The sequence below is a fragment of the Devosia aquimaris genome (assembly GCF_020169335.1).
GTDB lineage: Bacteria > Pseudomonadota > Alphaproteobacteria > Rhizobiales > Devosiaceae > Devosia > Devosia aquimaris.
Genome location: NZ_JAIEZN010000001.1, coordinates 1,391,348 through 1,410,695 on the forward strand (window position 1 = coordinate 1,391,348; position 19,348 = coordinate 1,410,695).

At 63.0% G+C, this 19,348-nt stretch carries 17 protein-coding genes and 1 tRNA gene; 6 read left to right on the forward strand and 12 right to left on the reverse strand.

Going from position 1 to position 19,348, the window contains the following annotated elements; all coding sequences use genetic code 11:
* Positions 1–50 precede the first annotated feature (50 nt).
* Positions 51–1,019: an arginase gene (gene rocF, locus K1177_RS06690; RefSeq protein WP_224702524.1), complete on the forward strand. Its 969-nt coding sequence runs from the start codon at positions 51–53 to the stop codon at positions 1,017–1,019.
* Here rocF and K1177_RS06695 read toward each other — a convergent pair.
* Positions 1,016–2,152, reverse strand: coding sequence for a citrate synthase (locus K1177_RS06695; protein ID WP_224702525.1), 1,137 nt, complete (start codon positions 2,150–2,152; stop codon positions 1,016–1,018). The genes rocF and K1177_RS06695 overlap by 4 nt on opposite strands.
* A gap of 83 nt (positions 2,153–2,235) precedes the next feature.
* Between K1177_RS06695 and K1177_RS06700 the strand changes: the two genes are divergently transcribed.
* Positions 2,236–3,318: a citrate synthase/methylcitrate synthase gene (locus tag K1177_RS06700; RefSeq protein WP_224702526.1), complete on the forward strand. Its 1,083-nt coding sequence runs from the start codon at positions 2,236–2,238 to the stop codon at positions 3,316–3,318.
* 72 nt (positions 3,319–3,390) lie between these two features.
* Here K1177_RS06700 and clpX read toward each other — a convergent pair whose 3' ends face one another.
* The 4 genes from clpX to K1177_RS06720 all read right to left on the reverse strand — a co-directional run bounded on the left by clpX (position 3,391) and on the right by K1177_RS06720 (position 6,511).
* The gene (gene clpX, locus K1177_RS06705) at positions 3,391–4,668 is read right to left on the reverse strand and encodes an ATP-dependent Clp protease ATP-binding subunit ClpX (protein WP_224702527.1); all 1,278 of its coding nucleotides are present in this window, start codon (positions 4,666–4,668) and stop codon (positions 3,391–3,393) included.
* Between the two features lie 172 nt (positions 4,669–4,840).
* Entirely contained in the window at positions 4,841–5,470 is a 630-nt protein-coding gene (locus K1177_RS06710) for an ATP-dependent Clp protease proteolytic subunit (protein WP_224703706.1), read from the reverse strand.
* Positions 5,471–5,748: 278 nt separating this feature from the next.
* The gene (locus K1177_RS06715; protein ID WP_224702528.1) at positions 5,749–5,979 is read right to left on the reverse strand and encodes a hypothetical protein; all 231 of its coding nucleotides are present in this window, start codon (positions 5,977–5,979) and stop codon (positions 5,749–5,751) included.
* 133 nt (positions 5,980–6,112) lie between these two features.
* Complete coding sequence (locus K1177_RS06720; protein WP_224702529.1) at positions 6,113–6,511, reverse strand: YciI family protein; 399 nt, start codon at positions 6,509–6,511, stop codon at positions 6,113–6,115.
* A gap of 153 nt (positions 6,512–6,664) precedes the next feature.
* Between K1177_RS06720 and K1177_RS06725 the strand changes: the two genes are divergently transcribed.
* A complete protein-coding gene (locus tag K1177_RS06725; RefSeq protein ID WP_224702530.1) occupies positions 6,665–7,921 on the forward strand; it encodes a cytochrome P450 in 1,257 nt (418 codons plus the stop codon).
* Here K1177_RS06725 and K1177_RS06730 read toward each other — a convergent pair.
* The 3 genes from K1177_RS06730 to K1177_RS06740 all read right to left on the reverse strand — a co-directional run bounded on the left by K1177_RS06730 (position 7,918) and on the right by K1177_RS06740 (position 10,990).
* Positions 7,918–9,390, reverse strand: a complete 1,473-nt coding sequence (locus K1177_RS06730; protein ID WP_224702531.1) for an NAD(P)H-hydrate epimerase — start codon at positions 9,388–9,390, stop codon at positions 7,918–7,920. The two genes, K1177_RS06725 and K1177_RS06730, sit on opposite strands and share 4 nt — an antisense overlap.
* A gap of 89 nt (positions 9,391–9,479) precedes the next feature.
* Positions 9,480–10,859, reverse strand: a complete 1,380-nt coding sequence (gene tig, locus K1177_RS06735) for a trigger factor (protein WP_224702532.1) — start codon at positions 10,857–10,859, stop codon at positions 9,480–9,482.
* Between the two features lie 46 nt (positions 10,860–10,905).
* Positions 10,906–10,990, reverse strand: a tRNA-Leu gene (locus K1177_RS06740).
* A gap of 373 nt (positions 10,991–11,363) precedes the next feature.
* Here K1177_RS06740 and K1177_RS06745 point away from each other — a divergent pair.
* Positions 11,364–11,702, forward strand: a complete 339-nt coding sequence (locus tag K1177_RS06745) for a P-II family nitrogen regulator (RefSeq protein ID WP_224702533.1) — start codon at positions 11,364–11,366, stop codon at positions 11,700–11,702.
* A 67-nt stretch (positions 11,703–11,769) separates the two neighbouring features.
* Positions 11,770–13,179: a type I glutamate--ammonia ligase gene (gene glnA, locus K1177_RS06750; protein ID WP_224702534.1), complete on the forward strand. Its 1,410-nt coding sequence runs from the start codon at positions 11,770–11,772 to the stop codon at positions 13,177–13,179.
* Between the two features lie 97 nt (positions 13,180–13,276).
* Here glnA and K1177_RS06755 read toward each other — a convergent pair whose 3' ends face one another.
* The 4 genes from K1177_RS06755 to K1177_RS06770 form a co-directional block, all read right to left on the reverse strand.
* A complete protein-coding gene (locus K1177_RS06755) occupies positions 13,277–13,972 on the reverse strand; it encodes a hypothetical protein (protein ID WP_224702535.1) in 696 nt (231 codons plus the stop codon).
* A 123-nt stretch (positions 13,973–14,095) separates the two neighbouring features.
* Entirely contained in the window at positions 14,096–15,616 is a 1,521-nt protein-coding gene (locus K1177_RS06760) for an ATP-binding cassette domain-containing protein (RefSeq protein WP_224702536.1), read from the reverse strand.
* A gap of 569 nt (positions 15,617–16,185) precedes the next feature.
* Positions 16,186–16,500: a hypothetical protein gene (locus K1177_RS06765; protein ID WP_224702537.1), complete on the reverse strand. Its 315-nt coding sequence runs from the start codon at positions 16,498–16,500 to the stop codon at positions 16,186–16,188.
* Positions 16,501–16,533: 33 nt separating this feature from the next.
* Complete coding sequence (locus K1177_RS06770; RefSeq protein ID WP_224702538.1) at positions 16,534–17,019, reverse strand: hypothetical protein; 486 nt, start codon at positions 17,017–17,019, stop codon at positions 16,534–16,536.
* A 212-nt stretch (positions 17,020–17,231) separates the two neighbouring features.
* Between K1177_RS06770 and parE the strand changes: the two genes are divergently transcribed.
* On the forward strand, positions 17,232–19,244 hold the full coding sequence (parE, locus tag K1177_RS06775; protein WP_224702539.1) for a DNA topoisomerase IV subunit B: 2,013 nt from the start codon (positions 17,232–17,234) through the stop codon (positions 19,242–19,244).
* Positions 19,245–19,348: the final 104 nt, after the last annotated feature.

Below are 19,348 nucleotides of genomic sequence, written 5' to 3' on the forward strand. Positions count from 1 at the left end.
GCCGTGCGCCTGCATTTGGGCATCATCAGGCCAGCCACAAGGATATCAGCATGACCAGATCGCGCCGCATCGACCTCTACGGCATTCCCACGTCCGCGGGTGCCTCAGTGCGCGGCTGTGGCATGGGACCAGCTGCCATGCGGGTGGCAGGCCTGGCCGACACATTGACGGCGCTCGATCATGCCGTCACCGACTATGGCGACCTCGGCCAGGACATCGGCAGTGCCGCAGAGCAGTCCGGCGCCAGCCTCGAGGCCCGTCGCACCGCAGTCCTGTCCATGGCCGCGCAAAGCCAGTCCAGGGCCCTCGCCAGCCTTGCCAGTGGCGCCCTGCCCGCCTTCATCGGTGGTGACCACAGCCTCTCCATCGGCACGCTCGCAGGCGTTGCCGCCCATTGCAGGGCGGCCAGTCGTCCCCTGCATGTGCTCTGGGTCGACGCTCACGGTGATTTCAACACCCCGGCCAGTTCCGAGACGGGCAATATCCATGGCATGCCGCTGGCCCTGCTCTGCGGTGAACCGGACTTCGGCGCCGACTATGACGGCCCCTGGCGCAATGTCGTGGATCCGCGCAACGTCACCGTTTTCGGTGCCCGCTCCATTGACCGGCCCGAGCGGCAATTGCTGGAACGCCGCGGCGTCACCGTCATCGACATGCGCCAGATCGACGAGATGGGTGTGGTGGCGCTGATGCGCGACGTCCTCTCCCGTGTGACGGCGGCCGGGGCGCATCTGCATGTCAGCCTCGACGTCGATGCGGTTGACCCCGCCATTGCCCCAGGCGCCGGCACGCCTGTCGCTGGCGGTTTGACCTTCCGCGAGGCGCATCTGGCCATGGAGATGATCCACGACAGCGGCACGCTGGGCTCGCTCGATATTGTCGAGCTCAACCCCTATCTCGATCACGCCGGCATGAGCGCCCGCCTGCTGGTCGATCTGACGGCCAGCCTGTTTGGTCGCCAGATTATGCCGCGCCAGACCGTACAGGACGGCATTAGCGAGGCGCCGACCGCCATCTAGCCCGCAGCACCCGGACCAAGATAATGCGCCCGCGGGCGGATCAGCTGCCCGCTGGAAGCCTGTTCAATGCCATGCGCCAACCACCCGACGCTGCGCGCCAGGGCAAACAGAACCAATGGTGCATTGGTGGGCAACTGATAGGCCTTCGCCATGGCCGCCAGAGCAAAGTCCACATTGGGAACGTCCCCCGTTATCGCCTCCGCAGCCGCGCGGAAGGCGATGAAGGCGGGCGGCACGTCAAAGCACTCAAGCAAGGCCGTACTGCGGACATCGCCATCCGGATAGAGCGGATGGCCCATGCCAGGCACCGCGCGCCCCTCGTCCAGCCAGTCACGCAGCGCCGCGCTGGCCCCCGCCGGTTCACTGCCGATATCCTCAGCCAGCGCAGTGACACTGCGCGACGCCAGGCCGTGCCGCGGACCATTGAGCGTCGCCAGCCCGGCCAGCGCCCCGGCCCACAACGACGCCCCGGTCGATACCGCGACGCGCGCGGCAAATGTTGACGCATTGAGCTCGTGGTCCGCCAGCAGCACTAGGCTGCGGCGGATGATGTCAGCAGCCTCCGGTCGCTCCCAGTGTTCTGCCAGCCGCGCATGCAGCGGCAGCCCGAGATCGCTTTGACCGCACAAAGCCGCCGCTACCGCGTCAAGAACAACACCGGCCTGCTGCCCCAGCGCTGCGGGGCCCAGCATCTGTCCTGCTGGCTCGGCGGCTCTAGCCGCCAGCGCCAGGAAGGCGCCGCGCAAACCGTAACCTGTCGATTGCGGACCAGCGTCTCCCACTCGGCACGGCGCCTGCCACAACAGCCGCGCAACATCCTCCAGCGTCGCCGTTTCGGCCAGCACCACAGCGTCTACACCACGATAAAGCAGCCGCCCGCCCTGGACGGTGGAGAGCCTTGTGGGAAGCACGGGCTCGCCCCAGTCGATGGCGGCAGCAGCCACCGCCTCCTGCTTGCGGCGGCCGGCGGCCCGCTGTGCCAGCCGGCGCACGTCATCGCCGCGATAGAGGCTCTTGCGGCTGTCGGCGGGGTCGCGCCGTGCCTTGATGCGGCCCCGGCTGACATTGGCATAGAGCGTCTGCGGCTGCGTGCCCAACAGCGCCAGAGCCTCGGCGGCGGTCAACCAGTCCATGGCAATACATTGATCCAATTGGTCAAGATTGACGTCAATGTAAATGCTCCTAATTTGCCGCGCAACAACCACAGGAGATGACCATGAACTCTGGTCTGGAAGATGTGATCGCTGCTCAGACGGTGCTATCCGATGTCGACGGCAAGAATGGGCGCCTGATCGTGCGCGGGCAGTCCCTCGATGAACTGGTGAGCCACAGCCGCTACGAGGACGTGCTGGCACTGCTGTTTGACGGCTTCTTCACTGAGCCCGATGATCTGCGCCTGGCGCTGGGGCGGGCCCGGGAGACCGTATTTGCTCATGTTGCTGCCGCGGACGCCGCGCTGCTTGCCCTGCCACCTGTTGATGCCATGCGCGCCCTACTGGCTAGGCTGGGCGACGGCGAGGACCTCGACACAGCACTGCAGTTCGTCGCCGGCCCGGCCGTTTTCACCACAGCCTTGCTGCGCCTGCGCGCCGGGAAAACGCCGCTTGCGCCCGATGCCAGCCTCACCCACGCTGCCGATACCCTGCGCATGCTGCACGGCGCCCTACCCAGCCCGCAGCAGACCGCCGCACTTGATCGCTACCTGGTCACCGTTGCCGACCATGGCCTGAATGCCTCGACCTTCGCTGCCCGCGTCGTCGCCTCCACCAAAGCGGGGCTCACGTCATCCGTTCTGGCCGCGCTCAGCGCCCTCAAGGGCCCGCTGCATGGCGGTGCGCCCGGTCCGGTGCTGGACATGCTCGACGGTGTTGGCACGCCCACCAATGCCCGCGCCTGGCTGGAAGCCGCACTCGATGGTGGTGACCGGTTGATGGGCTTCGGCCACCGTGTCTATCGTGTGCGCGACCCCCGTGCCGATGCCCTCAAGGGCGCAGTGAAGATCCTGGCCAGCGGCGGCGCCATCGACGCCGCACGCCTGGCTCTCGCCGAAGCAGTCGAAGCCGCGGCCCTCGTCGTGCTGCGCGAACGCAAGCCCGACCGGGCGCTGGACACCAATGTGGAGTTCTATACCGCCCTGCTGCTCGAGGCCCTGGGCTTCCCGCGCGACGCCTTCACCTGCGTCTTCGCCATGGGCCGCACGGGCGGCTGGCTCGCCCATGCCCGCGAACAGGCAGAGACCGGCCGCCTCATCCGTCCCATGTCCGTCTATGTGGGGCCGGTGCCGCAGCAAGCCGCGTGACCGTATCGGAATCCAAAAACAAGAACGCCGGACCCAAGGGCCCGGCGTTTTCAATTCGGTCTGACGAAAACCTTATGCACCAGCGGGCAGGTCTTCCTTCTTGCGCTCCGAGTAGATGTACAGCGGACGCACGTCCTTGCCATTCACCACATCGGCCGAGATCACCACCTCTTCCACGCCTTCCAGCGACGGCAGGTCATACATGGTGTCGAGCAGGATGCCTTCCATGATCGAGCGCAGACCACGCGCGCCGGTCTTGCGCTCAATGGCCTTTTCCGCGATCGCCTTGAGGGCGTCTTCGTGGAACGTCAGCTCGACCTCTTCCATCTGGAACAGGCGCTGGTACTGACGCACCAGGGCGTTCTTGGGCGAGGTCAGGATTTCGATCAGTGCGGCAATGTCCAGGTCTTCCAGCGTTGCCAGCACAGGCAGGCGGCCGATGAATTCCGGGATCAGGCCAAAGCGCACCAGGTCTTCCGGCGCCACATCGGCCAGGATCTGGCCCACGCGACGGTCCTGCGGATCCTTGACGGTAGCGCCAAAGCCGATGCCCGAGCCTTCACCGCGCGCCGAGATGATCTTCTCCAGGCCCGCAAAGGCGCCACCGCAGATGAACAGGATATTGGTCGTGTCCACCTGCAGGAATTCCTGCTGCGGATGCTTGCGGCCACCCTGGGGCGGAACCGAAGCCACGGTACCTTCCATGATCTTGAGCAGCGCCTGCTGCACGCCTTCGCCCGAAACGTCACGGGTGATCGACGGATTGTCGGACTTGCGGCTGATCTTGTCGACTTCGTCGATATAGACGATGCCGCGCTGCGCCTTCTCGACATTGTAGTCGGCAGCCTGCAGCAGCTTGAGGATGATGTTTTCCACGTCCTCGCCGACATAGCCGGCTTCGGTCAGCGTGGTCGCATCGGCCATGGTGAAGGGCACATCCAGAATGCGCGCCAGCGTCTGTGCCAGCAGCGTCTTGCCCGAGCCGGTCGGCCCGATCAGCAGGATGTTAGACTTGCTCAGCTCCACGTCCTGGTTCTTGGTGGCGTGGTGCAAACGCTTGTAGTGATTGTGGACGGCCACGGAGAGCACGCGCTTGGCGCGGAACTGGCCGATGACGTAGTCGTCGAGCACCTTGCAGATATCGGCAGGTGTCGGCACGCCATCGGAGGACTTGACCATGCTGGTCTTGTTCTCTTCGCGGATGATGTCCATGCACAGCTCGACGCATTCATCGCAGATGAAGACGGTCGGGCCGGCGATCAGCTTGCGAACCTCATGCTGGGATTTCCCGCAGAACGAGCAATAAAGCGTGTTCTTGGAGGTTTCGCCGTTCGTTGTCTCTTTGGACATCCTGTTACTCCCGGAGGCAGAGCGCCTCCAAAACCAAGCCATTCCCTGACGGTATCGCTTGAGCCTAAAGAAAGTCTAAGCCGAACCGATCCTAAAGATCGATCCGGCTCGGTGCAATCGCACGCGGATCACAGTCCACGGCGTGTCAGCAATGTGCTTAACGCACGCCCAATCAGCTCGCCGACTCCGGAACGACGCGCTTGTCCCAGACGTTGTCGATCAGGCCAAACGTCTTGGCTTCTTCGGGCGACAGGAAACGATCGCGCTCGAGCGCGTTCTCGATTTCCTCGTAGGTGCGGCCGGTGTGCTTCTCATAAATCTGATTAAGACGCCGCTTCAAACCCTCGACTTCCTTGGCATGAATCAGGATGTCGGTCACCTGACCCTGGAAGCCGCCGGACGGCTGGTGCACCATCACGCGGGCATTGGGGAGCGCAGTGCGCATGCCCGGCTCGCCGGCGGCCAGCAGCAGCGAGCCCATCGAAGCAGCCTGCCCCATCACCATCGTCGCCACCGGTGCGCGAATGAACTGCATGGTGTCGTAGATCGACAGGCCAGCCGTCACAACGCCGCCAGGCGAGTTGATGTAGAGCGAGATTTCCTTTTTCGGGTTCTCTGATTCGAGGAACAGCAGCTGCGCCACGATCAGCGAAGCCATGTTGTCCTCGACAACGCTGGTCACGAAAATGATGCGCTCGCGCAGCAGGCGCGAATAGATGTCGAAGGCGCGCTCGCCCCGGTTGGATTGCTCCACCACCATCGGAACGAGGGTGTTCATATAAGTATCGTGCGGATCCCGCATGGAATGCCCCTTTGCTGTGCCGGGTCGCGGACCGGGCGAGCGGTGTCGTTTGTTTGGGACACGATCAGTGACCGGGGCGAGTGCCCGGACCAGCGCAATCATGTCGAATTCGAATCAGCGGTACTGGTCGATTGCAGACCAGACCGCCTTAACGCGCGGTAAAGGCAGAGATAGGCGGCAATGGCCCCAGCTTCAATAGGCGGTCGGGGCGCTCACCAATTTCTCCCTCGGCGGGGTTAATAGGGCCACTACCCCGTCAGAGCCGCTCCCAGGCCCCGTCAGGCCGAAAAGCCGACGGTGACGCCCTTCTTCTTGAAGTAGGACTGCATGATCTTGCGGCCCTGCCGATTGGGCTGCGCCAGCTTGGACGGCTCGAACACCGCTTCGGTCACGCCTTCGCGAGCCATGGCAGCCTTGAGCGCCGCGATATGGAGGTCAATGTCTTCGTTGTTGTTCTTGATCGAGGCGTAGATCGCATCGATCGCCTGGGAAACGGTGATGTCGCTCATGGCAAAGTCCTTGGTCGTTTGGCCGCCTTCAAGACATGATTGCACGCCCCTTGCCAAGCCCTTTTGACGGCAATGCGGCGCCGGCGCTCAAGCCGTCTGACCGCATTGCCCACTCCGAGACAGTCTCGAAGGCTCACCGCGCCTCAAAATCTGGTCGCGCTACGCCGGTTTCGCTGTGGCGGTGATCCACCATCAGGGGCCGGATCTCGACCCGGGAATAGGCGGCAATCGGGTCATCGTCGAACAGCGCCACCGCCTCGGCCATGTCGGCGGCCTCGATCAGCACAAAACCGCCCACCATTTCCTTGGCTTCGGCAAACGGACCATCCAGCCGGTCCATGGTCATTCGGGTCCGCCGGTCAATATTGACCGCGGTCTCTGGCGCCATCAGCGGCGAGGCAATCAACAAGTGCCCGCTCTCTCGCAGCTTGTGGTCATGGGCAATGGTGGCGTCGTCCAGGCGCCGCATCTCGTCGGGGCTCGCGTCGGCGAAGGCATCGGGCTCGAAATGGACTAGGCAGAGAAACTTCATGGTCAGGTCTCCAGGTGTTGAGCACAGACCCGACGAACGGCTCCGCCTCCAATCGACTATTTTTGTGCGGCCACGCGCAAGTCACACGCAAGAGCAGTTGCAACGGCGCTGCCGCCGCCTATGGTGTCAGCGATTTACCTCGCTTGGACCATCATGGCCGCCATTCTCCAGATCAAGCCGATCACTGACGTTTCCGCCGCCCACCGCGCCAGCGCCGACCCGCGTGATCCTGCCTTCTTTCAGAACCCCTATGCCTTCTATGCCGAGCGACATGCGACAGCACCCAACTTCTTCTGGGAGCAATATGGTCACTGGTGTTTTGCTGGTTTCAAGGAAGTCAGCGCCCTGCTCCGCGACAAGCGCTTCGGCCGCGAAATCCTGCATGTCGCCACACGCGAGGAAATCGGCCTGCCTGAACCCAAGGCCCACACTGCCGCCTTTGACCTGACCGAAAAGCACTCCCTGCTCAATCTCGAGCCCCCAGCCCACACCCGCCTGCGGACCCTCGTCAACCGGGCCTTCGTCTCGCGCCATGTTGAGCAACTGCGTCCGCGCATCATCAAGCTCGCCAACGAAATCATCGACGGCTTCGAGGGCGAGGACAGCGTTGATCTCATCAAGGCTTTCGCCGCGCCGCTGCCGGCGATCATCATTGCCGAAATGATTGGCCTGCCTGCAGAGAGCGCCCCGCAGCTGCTCGCCTGGTCCAACCGCATGGTGGCCATGTATATGTATGGAGTCAGCCACGAAACAGAACTCGATGCCAATCAGGCATCGCAGGACTTCATGGACTATCTGGCCAGCGTGATTGCCGAGCGCCGCAAGCAACCCCGCGAAGACCTGCTGAGCCACATGCTGACCTCAGATCGCGGCGGCGACCGTCTCAGCGACGACGAAGTCATGTCCACCGCCATCCTCCTGCTCAATGCCGGCCATGAGGCCACGGTCCACACCACGGGCAATGGCGTCAAATCGATCCTCGAAAGCGGTATCGATCCAGTTACGCTTTTTGCTACCCCTGAGCAGACCGAAGCGACGGTGGAAGAATGCCTGCGCTTTGATGCGCCGCTGCATCTGTTCACCCGCTATGCCCTGAGCGACTTCGAATACGAGGGCATCCACCTGCGAAAGGGCGATGTCGTCGGCCTCATGCTGGGCGCCGCCAATCGTGACCCTGCCCGCTTTGCCCATGCCGACCGCTTCGACCCGTTCCGTAAGGACGGCGCCAATGTCAGCTTCGGCGCCGGCATCCATTTCTGCATCGGCGCACCGCTGGCCCGCATCGAACTGCAGGTCGCCATGAGCGAGCTGTTCCGCCGCCTGCCCCGGCTACGCCTTGCCGAGGCCCCACGCTACAACGACGTCTACCATTTCCACGGGCTGGAAAAGCTCATGGTGCGCTGGGACTAAAGGCTCGCCAGGACACCCGGGACCAGGAGCGGCAAGTCTTCACTGATCAGCCCTGGGCCGCCGAAGCGGTTGGCGGCCTCGGCATGGATCCAGACCCCGGCACAGGCGGCTTCCCAGCCATCCATGCCTTGCCCCATCAATCCGGCGATCATCCCTGCCAGCACATCGCCCGACCCTGCAGTGCCCAGCCAGGCCGGCGCATTGGCATTGATGGCAGCACGCCCATCCGGGCTGGCGATAACCGTATCGCTGCCCTTGAGCACGACGATGGCCCCACTATGATCCGCCGCGGCGCGCGCCCGCTCCAGCTTGCTGCCCGGCACCGCGCCAAACAGGCGCTCGAACTCGCCCTCATGCGGCGTAATGACCACCGGTTGATCGGCTGCCTTCACAGCCTCGAAAAAAGTCTCGGCACCGCCGGTAAAGCTGGTGAGCCCATCGGCATCCACCACGGCCGCGGCGCCGGATTCGAGCACACTGAGCACTGCCGCGCGCGTCTGCGGGCCGACTCCGGCTGCCGGCCCGATCACGACTGACGTGATCCGGCTGTCGCTCAGCAGGTCCACAAGATCCTCGGGGGCCTCGACGGGCTTGAGCATGACGGCCGTAACATGCGCCGCGTGCACCAGAAGAGCCTCCTCCGACCCGGCCAGTGACACCAGTCCTGCGCCAACCCGGAACGCGCCCATTGCCGCCAGGCGCGCCGCGCCGGTCTGCAGGGCGCCGCCGGAGACCACGATGCAGTGGCCACGGTCGAACTTGTTGCCGCCAGTCTCCGCTGACGGGAGCGTCCAAAGCGTCGAGCTATTCTGCCACGCCCGGGCGCCAATGGTCTCCAGCACGTCTGAGGCAATGCCGATATCGGCCAGCACCACCTCGCCACACAGGTCCCGACCCGGTTGCAACAGATGCCCCGGCTTGAGCCGGAAGAAGGTGACCGTCATCTCGGCAATCATGGCCGTGCCCCGGGCGCGGCCCAGCGCGCCATCCAGGCCGCTGGGGACGTCGATGCTCACCACCGGCCGCGTACTGGCGTTGACGGCCTCGATAATCTCGGCCATTGGGCCCTCGACATCGCGGTCAAGCCCCGCGCCCAAAAGCGCATCGATGACCAGGTCAGCGTCCTCGATATCCTGCACGCTCGGCGCCACGACGCGGCCACTCCACTGCGCCGCCATGGCCGCTGCGTCGCCCTTGAGGGCGGCCATCTCGCCCACCAGACGCACCTGCACTGGCCAGCCCTTGTCCTTGAGCAACCTGGCGACCACAAAGCCGTCGCCGCCATTGTTGCCCGGCCCGCACAGCACCAGCACAGAGCGCTGGTAGTAATGCTCGATCACGGCCTCGGCGACAGCCTTGCCGGCAGACTCCATCAGCTTGAGCGAACGAGTGCCCGCCTCCATGGCGAGGCGATCAGCCTGGGCCATCTGCTGCGGCGTGAGGAGAATATCGATGCTGGTGGGAGCCATGAAAACTCGCTTGGGATACTGGACGCCAGTCACTGGAAACGAAAAAGCCGCCCAATTCTGGGCGGCTTCAAAATCAAGCGCGAGACATCTTAGTGGTGATGCTCTTCGGGAACCTCGTCCTCGTCGGCCTGGATGAGCTTGGCGAGTTCTTCGCGGCTCATGGCCTTCTCGGAGATCTTGCCCTGGTCGATGATGAAGTCGACGACCTTGTTCTCGAACACCGGGGCGCGCAGGCCAGCCAGAGCCTGCGGGTTCTTGCGGTAGTAGTCGTAAACCTGCTGTTCCTGGCCAGGGAAGCGACGCACCTCGGCGATAAGCGCCTGCTGGTGTTCTTCCTCAGTCACATTCACTTCATTCTTGTTGCCGATTTCGGCAACAACCAGGCCCAGACGCACGCGACGCTCGGCAATCGAGCGATACTGCTCACGGGCAGCCTCCTCGGTGGTGCCTTCGTCTTCGAAGGACCGGCCATGGCTCTGCACTTCATGCTCGACGCGCTGCCAGATGGTGGCGAACTCGGCCTCGACCAGCTGGGCGGGGACGTCGAACTTGTGGCCATCGTCCAGGGCATCGAGCACCTGGCGCTTCATGTGCTGGCGGCTCATGGAACCCAGCGCGGCTTCCATCTGGTCCTTGACGGCCTTGCGCAGAGCTTCGACGTTCTCAACACCCAGGCGCTGGGCGAATTCATCGTCCAGCTCGCCGGCATTGGGGCCGTCGATGTGCAGCACGGTCACGTCAAAGGTTGCATCCTTGCCGGCCAGTTCAGCGTTCTGGTAGTCCTTGGGGAAGGTCACCTTCACTTCGCGCGGCTCGCCCTTCTTCATGCCCACCAGCTGCTCTTCGAAGCCGGGGATGAATTCGCCCGAGCCAACGGTCAGATGCGCATGGTCGGAGGAACCGCCGTCAAACGCCTTGCCGTCGATCTTGCCCACGAAGGACAGGCCGAGGCGATCGCCGGTCTCGACGACAGCGCCGTCGCCCTTGTCGGTGTAGCCACGGTTCTGGGCGAACACGCGGTTCACTTCGGCGGTCACTTCCTCATCGGTGATGGCCACGACCGGCTTGGTCAGCGGAACACCCTTGAGGTCCATCAGCGCGACCGGCGGCAGCACTTCGTATTCGACTTCGAAAGCCAGGTCGGCCTTGCCGTCCAGGACGTCGTTGATAACGGCCTGATCGTCGGGCAGGTCAACCTTGGGCTGGGCAGCAGCGCGCTCGTCGCGCTTGTCCAGGGTCTCGGAAACGGTGGTGTTGATGGCGTCGGTCATCACTTCGGACATGGCCGAGCGACCGAACATCTTCTTGATATGCGCCAGCGGAACCTTGCCGGGACGGAAGCCCTTGATGTTGGCCTGGCCCTTGAGCTCTTCGAGCTTGGCGCTCAGGCGCGTATTGAGGTCGGCGGCCGGAATGGTGACGCTCAACTTGCGCTTCAGGCCTTCATTGAGGGTTTCGGTAACCTGCATTCGGTTCAATCCCGTATTCATTGATCAGGGGGCCAGGGCCCATGTTTGGTGCGGGTGAGAGGACTCGAACCTCCACGCCTTGCGGCGCTGGAACCTAAATCCAGTGCGTCTACCAGTTCCGCCACACCCGCAGGGGACCCGTTGGCCGGGTTGGCGTTGCATCTATATGAAGACGGAAAGCCAGTCAAAGCCTTGCTGCGCGTTTTGCGCCGAATGCCAGAGGCCCGACGACGGCTTTGCGCGGCGTTTCATCGATAGCGTCACGACACTGCACAATGTAGCGGCGAAATTGCCACGATCGGCTGGACCAAATCGCCAATTCTGCCTAGTTTGAGTGCATATTGCCTATTTTATGGTCACGCCTTGCCGGCACCACCCCCGTCACAGGCGGCGGAGTTGCGCTTAACACATTGATATAACTAGGCAATTGCATCGCAGATTCAGCTGGCACAGGCCGTGCATACCGGTTTGCGGTATGTGTGCAGATAGACCCGGGAGGCTCAAATGAAGAAAATCGAGGCTATCGTAAAGCCGTTCAAGCTCGACGAAGTCAAAGAAGCACTGCAGGAAGTCGGGCTCCAGGGCATCACCGTCACCGAAGCCAAGGGCTTTGGCCGCCAGAAGGGCCATACCGAACTCTATCGCGGCGCGGAATATGTCGTGGATTTCCTGCCCAAGGTGAAGGTCGAGGTCGTGTGCCCCGACGCCCTGGCAGAAAAGGCCATCGAGGCCATCCGTAACGCTGCGCAAACCGGTCGCATTGGCGATGGCAAGATCTTTGTCTACTCGATCGAGCAGGCCATCCGCATCCGCACCGGAGAATTCGGCGACGACGCACTCTAGGGCAGAAGTCCCGGGCGTTCCGCCGTTCCGACCAACAAGCATTCCGAATTAGACAGGGGAAGACCTCATGACCACCGGAGCCGATATCGTTCAGCGCATGAAGGACGAGAACATCAAGTATCTCGACGTGCGCTTCACCGACCTGCGCGGCAAGCTGCAGCACGTCACCATGGACGCTTCCGTGGTCGATGCCGACATGTTCGAGGAAGGCGTCATGTTTGACGGTTCCTCCATCGCCGGCTGGAAGGCCATCAACGAGTCCGACATGGTGCTGATGCCCGATCCGAACTCGGCCTATATCGACCCCTTCTTCTCGGCCTCGACCCTCGCCATCAACTGCGACATTCTCGAGCCCGCCACCTACCAGCCCTACAACCGCGATCCGCGCTCCATCGCCAAGAAGGCTGAAGCCCTGGTCAAGTCGTCCGGCATCGGCGACGCGGTCGTGTTCGGCCCCGAGCCCGAATTCTTCATCTTCGACGACGTGAAGTATTCCAACACCACCTACAAGGTTGGCTTCCAGGTCGATCACTCCGAGCTGCCGACCAACAACGACAGCGAGTACGAAGGCGGCAACAACGGCCACCACATCGGCCTCAAGAAGGGCTACTTCCCGGTTCCCCCGCTGGACAGCGCCCAGGACATGCGCGGTGAAATGCTCGAGGCCATGGGCCAGATGGGCGTCGTCATCGAGAAGCACCACCACGAAGTGGCGTCGGCTCAGCACGAACTCGGCATCAAGTTCCAGCCGATGATCAAGTCGGCCGACGACGTGCTGATCTACAAGTATGTCATCCAGCAGGTCGCCAATGCCTATGGCAAGTCGGCAACCTTCATGCCCAAGCCCGTCTATGGCGACAACGGCTCGGGCATGCACTGCCACCAGTCGATCTGGAAGGACGGCAAGCCGCTGTTCGCCGGTGACCAGTATGCCGGTCTGTCGATGGATTGCCTGTACTACATCGGCGGCGTGATCAAGCATGCCAAGGCCATCAATGCCTTCACCAACCCGACCACCAACAGCTACAAGCGCCTGGTGCCCGGTTTCGAAGCCCCCGTGCTGCTGGCCTATTCGGCCCGCAACCGTTCGGCGTCCTGCCGTATCCCCTTCGGCCAGTCGCCGAAGGCCAAGCGCGTCGAGGTTCGCTTCCCCGATCCGCTGGCGAACCCCTACCTCGCCTTCACGGCTCTGCTGATGGCTGGCCTGGACGGCATCAAGAACAAGATCCACCCCGGCGATCCGATGGACAAGGACCTCTACGAGCTGCCCAAGGAAGAGCTCAAGGAAATTCCGACCGTGTCCGGCTCGCTGCGTGAAGCCCTGGAAAACCTCGACAAGGACCGTGAGTTCCTCAAGGTCGGCGGCGTCATGGACGACGATTTCATCGACAGCTACATCGACCTCAAGATGCAGGAAGTGGTCAAGTTCGAGCACACCCCGCACCCGGTCGAATACGAAATGTACTACTCGGCCTAAGCGCCCGGTACGAAACGACGAAGGGCCCCGCAAGGGGCCCTTTTTCTTTTGGCTGGCAACCAGGCGGCGCCAGGTACCGTGCGGCTATCCGGATATCTCAGTCACAAAAGCCGATGAGATCGGCGAATTCGATGGTCTCGTCGCTGTCGGCCACCCGTGGCGGCAACACGGCCACCGCCAGCCGCCACTCCTGCGGTGACTCCAGCAGGCTCTCGATCTCCTCGATCGACTGCGGCTCGGCAAAATGCACAGCAAAGCCGACATCGAACAGCCGCACCACATCAGCCTCCACCTGCCCCACCATCACGTGCTCGCCCAGTTCGGGCTGCACCTGCGCAGACACAGCCGCGCCACAAGCCGAATAGTCGACCACCAGGCAGGGCAGCATCTCTTGTGTTTCGCGGATCAGCACCGAGCGCGGTTCGGCCGGCATGAAGCGCTTCTGCGCCCGCTTGTCCGCCATGCCTGTCCATAGCCGGTGCTGATACTGGCCGATGCGGTCGCCCAGCGCCAAGCTCTCGTCTTCTGAACTGTCAAGCGCCACCACAAAGCCATCGGCAACATGCCGGCTGATGTGGCCCCTCAAGGTGCCGAAGGGCGCAAAGCGCAAGCTGATGGGCTCGCCCACCTTGCCCAGAACCGGTGCCGTAGCAATCAGCGAGGTCTCCGAAATGGCGCGTAAGCGGCACGCCAGGATGTTGATCCCGGGAATTTGCGGACGGTCTCCCAACGTATAGCGGCCAGCCACGCTACTGATGTAGTGCAGCTGGTCGGCGGGCGACTTGGCTGTCATGGCAGCACTCCTCCTCCAATCACGTGCTGCCAGCCTAGGCTTATGCCGTAAACGCGGCATTTAATTCGCCCGCGCAAATGGCCCGACCTTTCGGCCGAACCATTCAGGGTTTGCCCCGTTCCGTTAGCTCGCTTCAGCGGCCATCGCTGCAAAGAACGCCTCCGGGCTGGGGACTTCCTTGAGCCGTCGCCGGTCGATCTCGAAGAACCGGCTGCCCAGGCCACGCACGAAACTGCGGTCGTGACTGACCAGGATCGACGTCGCACCGTGGCTGAGGATCTCGTCTTCAAGCCGCTCCTGGCCAGCAATGTCGATGTGGTTGGTTGGCTCGTCCAGCAGATAGAGATTGGGCTCGCTGAGCCGGAGCGCCAGCAGGCCCAGTCGCGCCCGCTGTCCGAACGACAACTCGCTGATCGGCCGTTCCTGCTTTTCCACCACAAAGCCAGCGCCCGCCAGCAGGCTCTTGCTGCGCTGATCGCCCAGGTCGAAGCGCCCGGTGATATAGTCGAGCGGCGAACTCTTGGCCGGCAGATAGGCCATGGCCTGGTCGAGATAGCCGGCCACGATCTGCGGACTGACCCGCATTCCCTCCACCGCCTCTCCCGCCAGCGCCCGGTTGAGCAGGCCCATGAACTGCGACTTGCCCGCGCCATTGCGACCCAGAATGACAATGCGGTCCCCCTGGAAGATGTGCAGCTTTTCGATGCGGAACAGCATCTCACCTGCCGGCGTGGTCACCGCGACATTGTCCACGGCCAGCATCACCCGTGCCTGTGCACCACTATTGCCCAGCCGGATGTCGCCGCTGCGCTCCTTGTGCACCGACTGCAGCGCGGCCTCGATCTTCTCGGCCCGCTCGCGCAGATATTTCGACTTCACGACAAGCAGGTCACTACCCGAGTTGATGCCGACATTGGTCAGCTTGGCGGCTTGCTTGCGCAGCCGGGTGACTTCCTTGAGCTCGCGTTCGCGCTTGGCCTCTGCTGCCTCGTCGGCCTCGGCCAGCGCCAGCCGCGCCTTGCTATAGGGCAAGGCGAAATAGGGGGACGCATCCGGCCGCAGGAACAGCGTGCGGTTGGTCGTGGCGTCAAGGAACTGCCGGTCATGGCTGGCAATGACCACCGGGATAGTGCGCGCCGCCTGATTGATCCAGGCCTCGAGCTGGAACAGCTTTGCCAGGTCCAGATGGTTTGTCGGCTCGTCCAGCAGCAGCGCATCGGGTTGCAGCACCCAGCAGCGGGCAATCAGCGCAATGCGCTGCCATCCGCCGCTGAGCTGGCTGAGCACCCGTCCCCGCAGCGCCTCGGGCGTTTCAAACTCGTCCAGAACGACATCGACCCGCCAGCTGTCGCTGGCTCGGTCGGCTTCCGGCAGCGCGTCGAGCACCGAGTCATAGAGCGTCATACCCATCGCGCTGGCAGGCATATCCTGCTCGACATATCCCACGGTCAGCCCGCGTGAGCGCACAAGCTCACCCGAGGTCAGCTCGCCCTGCCCCGCCATGGCGCGCAGCAACGTGGTCTTGCCGCGACCATTGCCGGCCACCAGACCCACACGGTCGCCGTCGCCGATGACGACATTGAGATTGGAGAAAAGAGTTTCAGTGGCTACCAGGCCAGCATTGCGGAGGCTGATCGAACCCATGTCATGAACTTTCCGGAGTGGCGCCACACAGGCGCCTGTAGACCATCACAAGGCAGTCAAAAGACCGCCACGACGGGCAAACCAGAAAGGGGGATAGCCAAAAGCGTCCGAACCAGCTCCGGTCAGCCCTGCATCAAATGCTGCAGGGCACACACAGGGCCACACTGACGATGATGCTCGAAAACGATCATGCAGCCCTCCTGTGACTGGTGTTGACGACAACACTAGCGATAGCCAAACGGGCCACGGAAATCAATCCGCAGCCAATCAGACCAGGTAAAACAAGGCAGAGACGAGAAAAACCGCCGCGCCACGCGGAACACAGAGCTTGGCCAGCCGGTACGCAATACCAGAAAACCCGGCTTGCGGCCAAACACCGAAGGAAACCGAACCAGCCGGATTCTGATACGCAGAACGAAGAGTCCGATCGGTTCGCATACGGCAACTCCAGACAAAAACCGTATGTCCACTGGTCTATCAGCGGGCGTTTAAGAAAGTGCTCCCAAGAAGCAAACGGAACGTAAATCGGACGCCCGATCTTGGGACGACTTTGTTTCGATCTGGCCTGGTCAGCGCGCCGGCCGAAGCTTGCGATGGCTTTCGATCTGCCCCGTGCAGTAGTTGAAATCGAGCAGATAGACCCAGTTCCCCTTGGTCGCCTGCACCTGCACATGTTTGCTGTCCGGCACATTGAGCAGGATTTGGCTATAACCCCGGTCCGCCACGGCATTGCGAATTTCATAGTCATTCATGCAGCTGATGCGCTCTGGAAAGAAGTCAGAGCGCTCATCGCCGAACATGATGCCGAAGCGCTGGGCCTGAGCCGGGGCCGCCAGGCCCAGACCCAGAACCATCGTCAGCATCATTGCCGATGCCCACTTCATCTTCACATCCTCCTGGCAGCGTCAAAGCCGCCTTCAGTTGCCGAAATTGAACTGGAAGCCGAAGCTGCCACCGTTGTTGTAGCCACCGTTGAAGCCGCCATGCCCGCCACCGATCCGGCCAATGCGCTCGGGCGTGCTCACCCGGCCGGTGCACTTGTCGACACGCATCTCATAGACGTAGCCGCGCTTGACAGCCTGGACCTCAACACGGTCGCGGCGCAGTTCGCGCACGATCTGCACATTGCGATAGCCGTAAGCCGATACGCCGCGGATCACTTCGCGATTGGTCAGGCAGCGCATGTTGTAGCCCGGCCCGTTGTTCCAGCCGCCGTTGTGGCCACCATGGTGACGGTCACCGAACCCCTGGCCACCGTTGCCGCCAGCCTGCATCTGAATGGAGAATTCCTGCGCCGCCACGGGCGCTACGGAAACCGCCGCAAGGCCAAGGCCAAGCGTAACCACGGCGGCACGGGTAGCATTGCGAAAGGCGGAACGGGTCTTGTTGGTCAAGTTGGTCATGGGAAGCTCCTGCTGTCTGGTGGGACGACGCTGGTCCCTTGTGTCCGTTTCTATCTGCGCCCCGTTGAACCGGACACCAACCACCTGTTCATCGGCAGTTCAGCTTTATGGGGAAAGCGTAACCGCAGCGCTGCCGGAGGCCCGCCCCAGCAGGCCCGTCGTTTATGCTAGCGTTCAGAACGCCTGATTCGGGCGCCAAAGACGGAACGTGCATGTCGCAAGCAGAAGATCTATTCGGCGGCGCTGAGCCAGCGCCGCAGCCTTCCGAGACAAACCGGTCACCCTCCAAGCCAGCCGCGCAGGCCGGGGCCTATTCGGCTGCCGACATCGAGGTGCTTGAAGGCCTCGAGCCTGTTCGCCGGCGACCGGGCATGTATATCGGTGGCACCGACACCAATGCGCTGCACCATTTGTTTGCCGAAGTCATCGACAACTCGATGGACGAGGCCATTGCGGGCCATGCCACGCGCATCGAGGTGCATCTGGGCGCAGACGGCTTCATCACCGTCGTCGACAATGGTCGCGGCATTCCCGTAGAGAACCATCCCAAGTTCCCGGGCCGCTCCACGCTTGAGATCGTGCACACCGTGCTTCATGCCGGCGGCAAGTTCGACTCCAAGGCCTATGAGACCTCAGGCGGCCTGCACGGCGTGGGCGTCTCGGTGGTCAATGCCCTCTCCGACAGCATGATCGTGGAAGTGGCGCGGGAGCAGCAGTTGCACCGCTTGGCGTTTTCGCGCGGCAAGCCGGTCGGCGAGATCGAGGCCCTTGGCCGTGTGCAGAATCGCCGCGGCACGAGCACGCGCTTCCACCCCGACCCGCAGATCTTTGGCGAACACGCGCATTTCTCGGCTGCACGCCTTTATCGCATGACGCGGGCAAAGGCCTATCTCTTCGCCGGCGTCGAGCTGCGCTGGAGCTGCGACGAGTCTCTGGTCACCGAGGACGCACCTGCCAAGGCGGTCTTCCACTATCCCAATGGCCTGAAGGACTTCATGGCCGCCCGCATCGAGGGCGAAACCCGCATCGTGGACGACCTGTTTGCCGGCAGCTCGGGCAAGCCAGGCACCCATGGCGCCGTTGAATGGGCCGTCGCATGGACGCTGGGCGATGGTGGCGTCTCCTCCTATTGCAACACCGTCCCCACCCCCGATGGCGGCACGCATGAGGCGGGTCTGCGCAGCGCGCTGCTGCGCGGTCTCAAGAACTATGCCGAACTGACCAAGAACAAGGCCGCGGCAATCCTGACGGCGGAAGACATTTTCGCCCACTGCAACGCCATGCTGTCGGTCTTCGTCCGCGAGCCCGAGTTCGTCGGGCAGACCAAGGACAAGCTGGCATCCGGCGAAGCCACCCGCATCGTCGACACCGCCCTGCGCGACGCTTTCGACCACTGGCTGGCCGCGTCGCCCAATCAGGCCGGCAAGCTTCTCGACTGGGCAGTCGAACGCGCCGAAGAGCGTCTTCGTCGCCGCAAGGAAAAGGAAATCGACCGCGCGAGCGCCACGCGCAAGCTGCGCCTGCCGGGCAAGCTGGCCGACTGCACGCAGACCGCGGCCCAGGGCGCCGAACTCTTCATCGTCGAAGGTGACTCTGCCGGTGGCAGCGCCAAGCAGGCGCGTAGCCGCGCCAGCCAGGCCGTGCTGCCCCTGCGTGGCAAGATCCTCAACGTCGCCGGCGCCACCCGCGACAAGATGGCCGCCAACCAGCTGATCTCGGACATGATCCAGGCGCTTGGCTGCGGCACCCGCGACCGCTATCGCGACGAGGATTTGCGCTACGACAAGATCATCATCATGACCGATGCTGACGTCGACGGCGCCCATATCGCTTCGCTGCTGATCACCTTCTTCTTCCAGGAGATGCCCAAGCTGATCGACAATGGCCACCTGTTCCTGGCCATGCCGCCGCTCTACCGCATCACCCAGGGCGGCAAGACGCTCTATGCCCGCGACGATGCCCATCGCGCCGAGCTGATGGCCACCGAGTTTACAGGTAAGGGAAAGGTCGACATCACCCGATTTAAGGGCCTGGGCGAAATGCCTTTCGCGCATCTGCGCGAAACCACCATGTCACCCAAGAGCCGTACGCTGCTGCAGGTCAAGGTGCGCGACGATCTCGATGCCACGCGCATAACGGTCGATCGGCTGATGGGCACCAAGCCCGAAGCCCGGTTCGAGTTCATTCAGGAGAATGCTGCCTTTGTGACCGACCTCGACATCTAGCCCGGTTGGCGACGATTTCTGTGCTTGTCGGAGCGGCCACAATTAAGACTAAACAACGCAACCCCGTTGACAGACAAGGCCTTTGCGCTATGGTCCGCGCCGCT

Coding starts and splice junctions, on each gene's coding strand:
- K1177_RS06770 (WP_224702538.1), bottom strand. CDS start 17,019: ATGACCAACTTGACCAACAAGACCCGTTCCGCCTTTCGCAATGCTACC.
- clpX (WP_224702527.1), bottom strand. CDS start 4,668: ATGTCCAAAGAGACAACGAACGGCGAAACCTCCAAGAACACGCTTTAT.
- K1177_RS06765 (WP_224702537.1), bottom strand. CDS start 16,500: ATGAAGTGGGCATCGGCAATGATGCTGACGATGGTTCTGGGTCTGGGC.
- K1177_RS06700 (WP_224702526.1), top strand. CDS start 2,236: ATGAACTCTGGTCTGGAAGATGTGATCGCTGCTCAGACGGTGCTATCC.
- K1177_RS06745 (WP_224702533.1), top strand. CDS start 11,364: ATGAAGAAAATCGAGGCTATCGTAAAGCCGTTCAAGCTCGACGAAGTC.
- K1177_RS06715 (WP_224702528.1), bottom strand. CDS start 5,979: ATGAGCGACATCACCGTTTCCCAGGCGATCGATGCGATCTACGCCTCG.
- K1177_RS06710 (WP_224703706.1), bottom strand. CDS start 5,470: ATGCGGGATCCGCACGATACTTATATGAACACCCTCGTTCCGATGGTG.
- K1177_RS06730 (WP_224702531.1), bottom strand. CDS start 9,390: ATGGCTCCCACCAGCATCGATATTCTCCTCACGCCGCAGCAGATGGCC.
- parE (WP_224702539.1), top strand. CDS start 17,232: ATGTCGCAAGCAGAAGATCTATTCGGCGGCGCTGAGCCAGCGCCGCAG.
- K1177_RS06755 (WP_224702535.1), bottom strand. CDS start 13,972: ATGACAGCCAAGTCGCCCGCCGACCAGCTGCACTACATCAGTAGCGTG.
- tig (WP_224702532.1), bottom strand. CDS start 10,859: ATGCAGGTTACCGAAACCCTCAATGAAGGCCTGAAGCGCAAGTTGAGC.
- K1177_RS06725 (WP_224702530.1), top strand. CDS start 6,665: ATGGCCGCCATTCTCCAGATCAAGCCGATCACTGACGTTTCCGCCGCC.
- K1177_RS06760 (WP_224702536.1), bottom strand. CDS start 15,616: ATGGGTTCGATCAGCCTCCGCAATGCTGGCCTGGTAGCCACTGAAACT.
- K1177_RS06720 (WP_224702529.1), bottom strand. CDS start 6,511: ATGAAGTTTCTCTGCCTAGTCCATTTCGAGCCCGATGCCTTCGCCGAC.
- glnA (WP_224702534.1), top strand. CDS start 11,770: ATGACCACCGGAGCCGATATCGTTCAGCGCATGAAGGACGAGAACATC.
- rocF (WP_224702524.1), top strand. CDS start 51: ATGACCAGATCGCGCCGCATCGACCTCTACGGCATTCCCACGTCCGCG.
- K1177_RS06695 (WP_224702525.1), bottom strand. CDS start 2,152: ATGGACTGGTTGACCGCCGCCGAGGCTCTGGCGCTGTTGGGCACGCAG.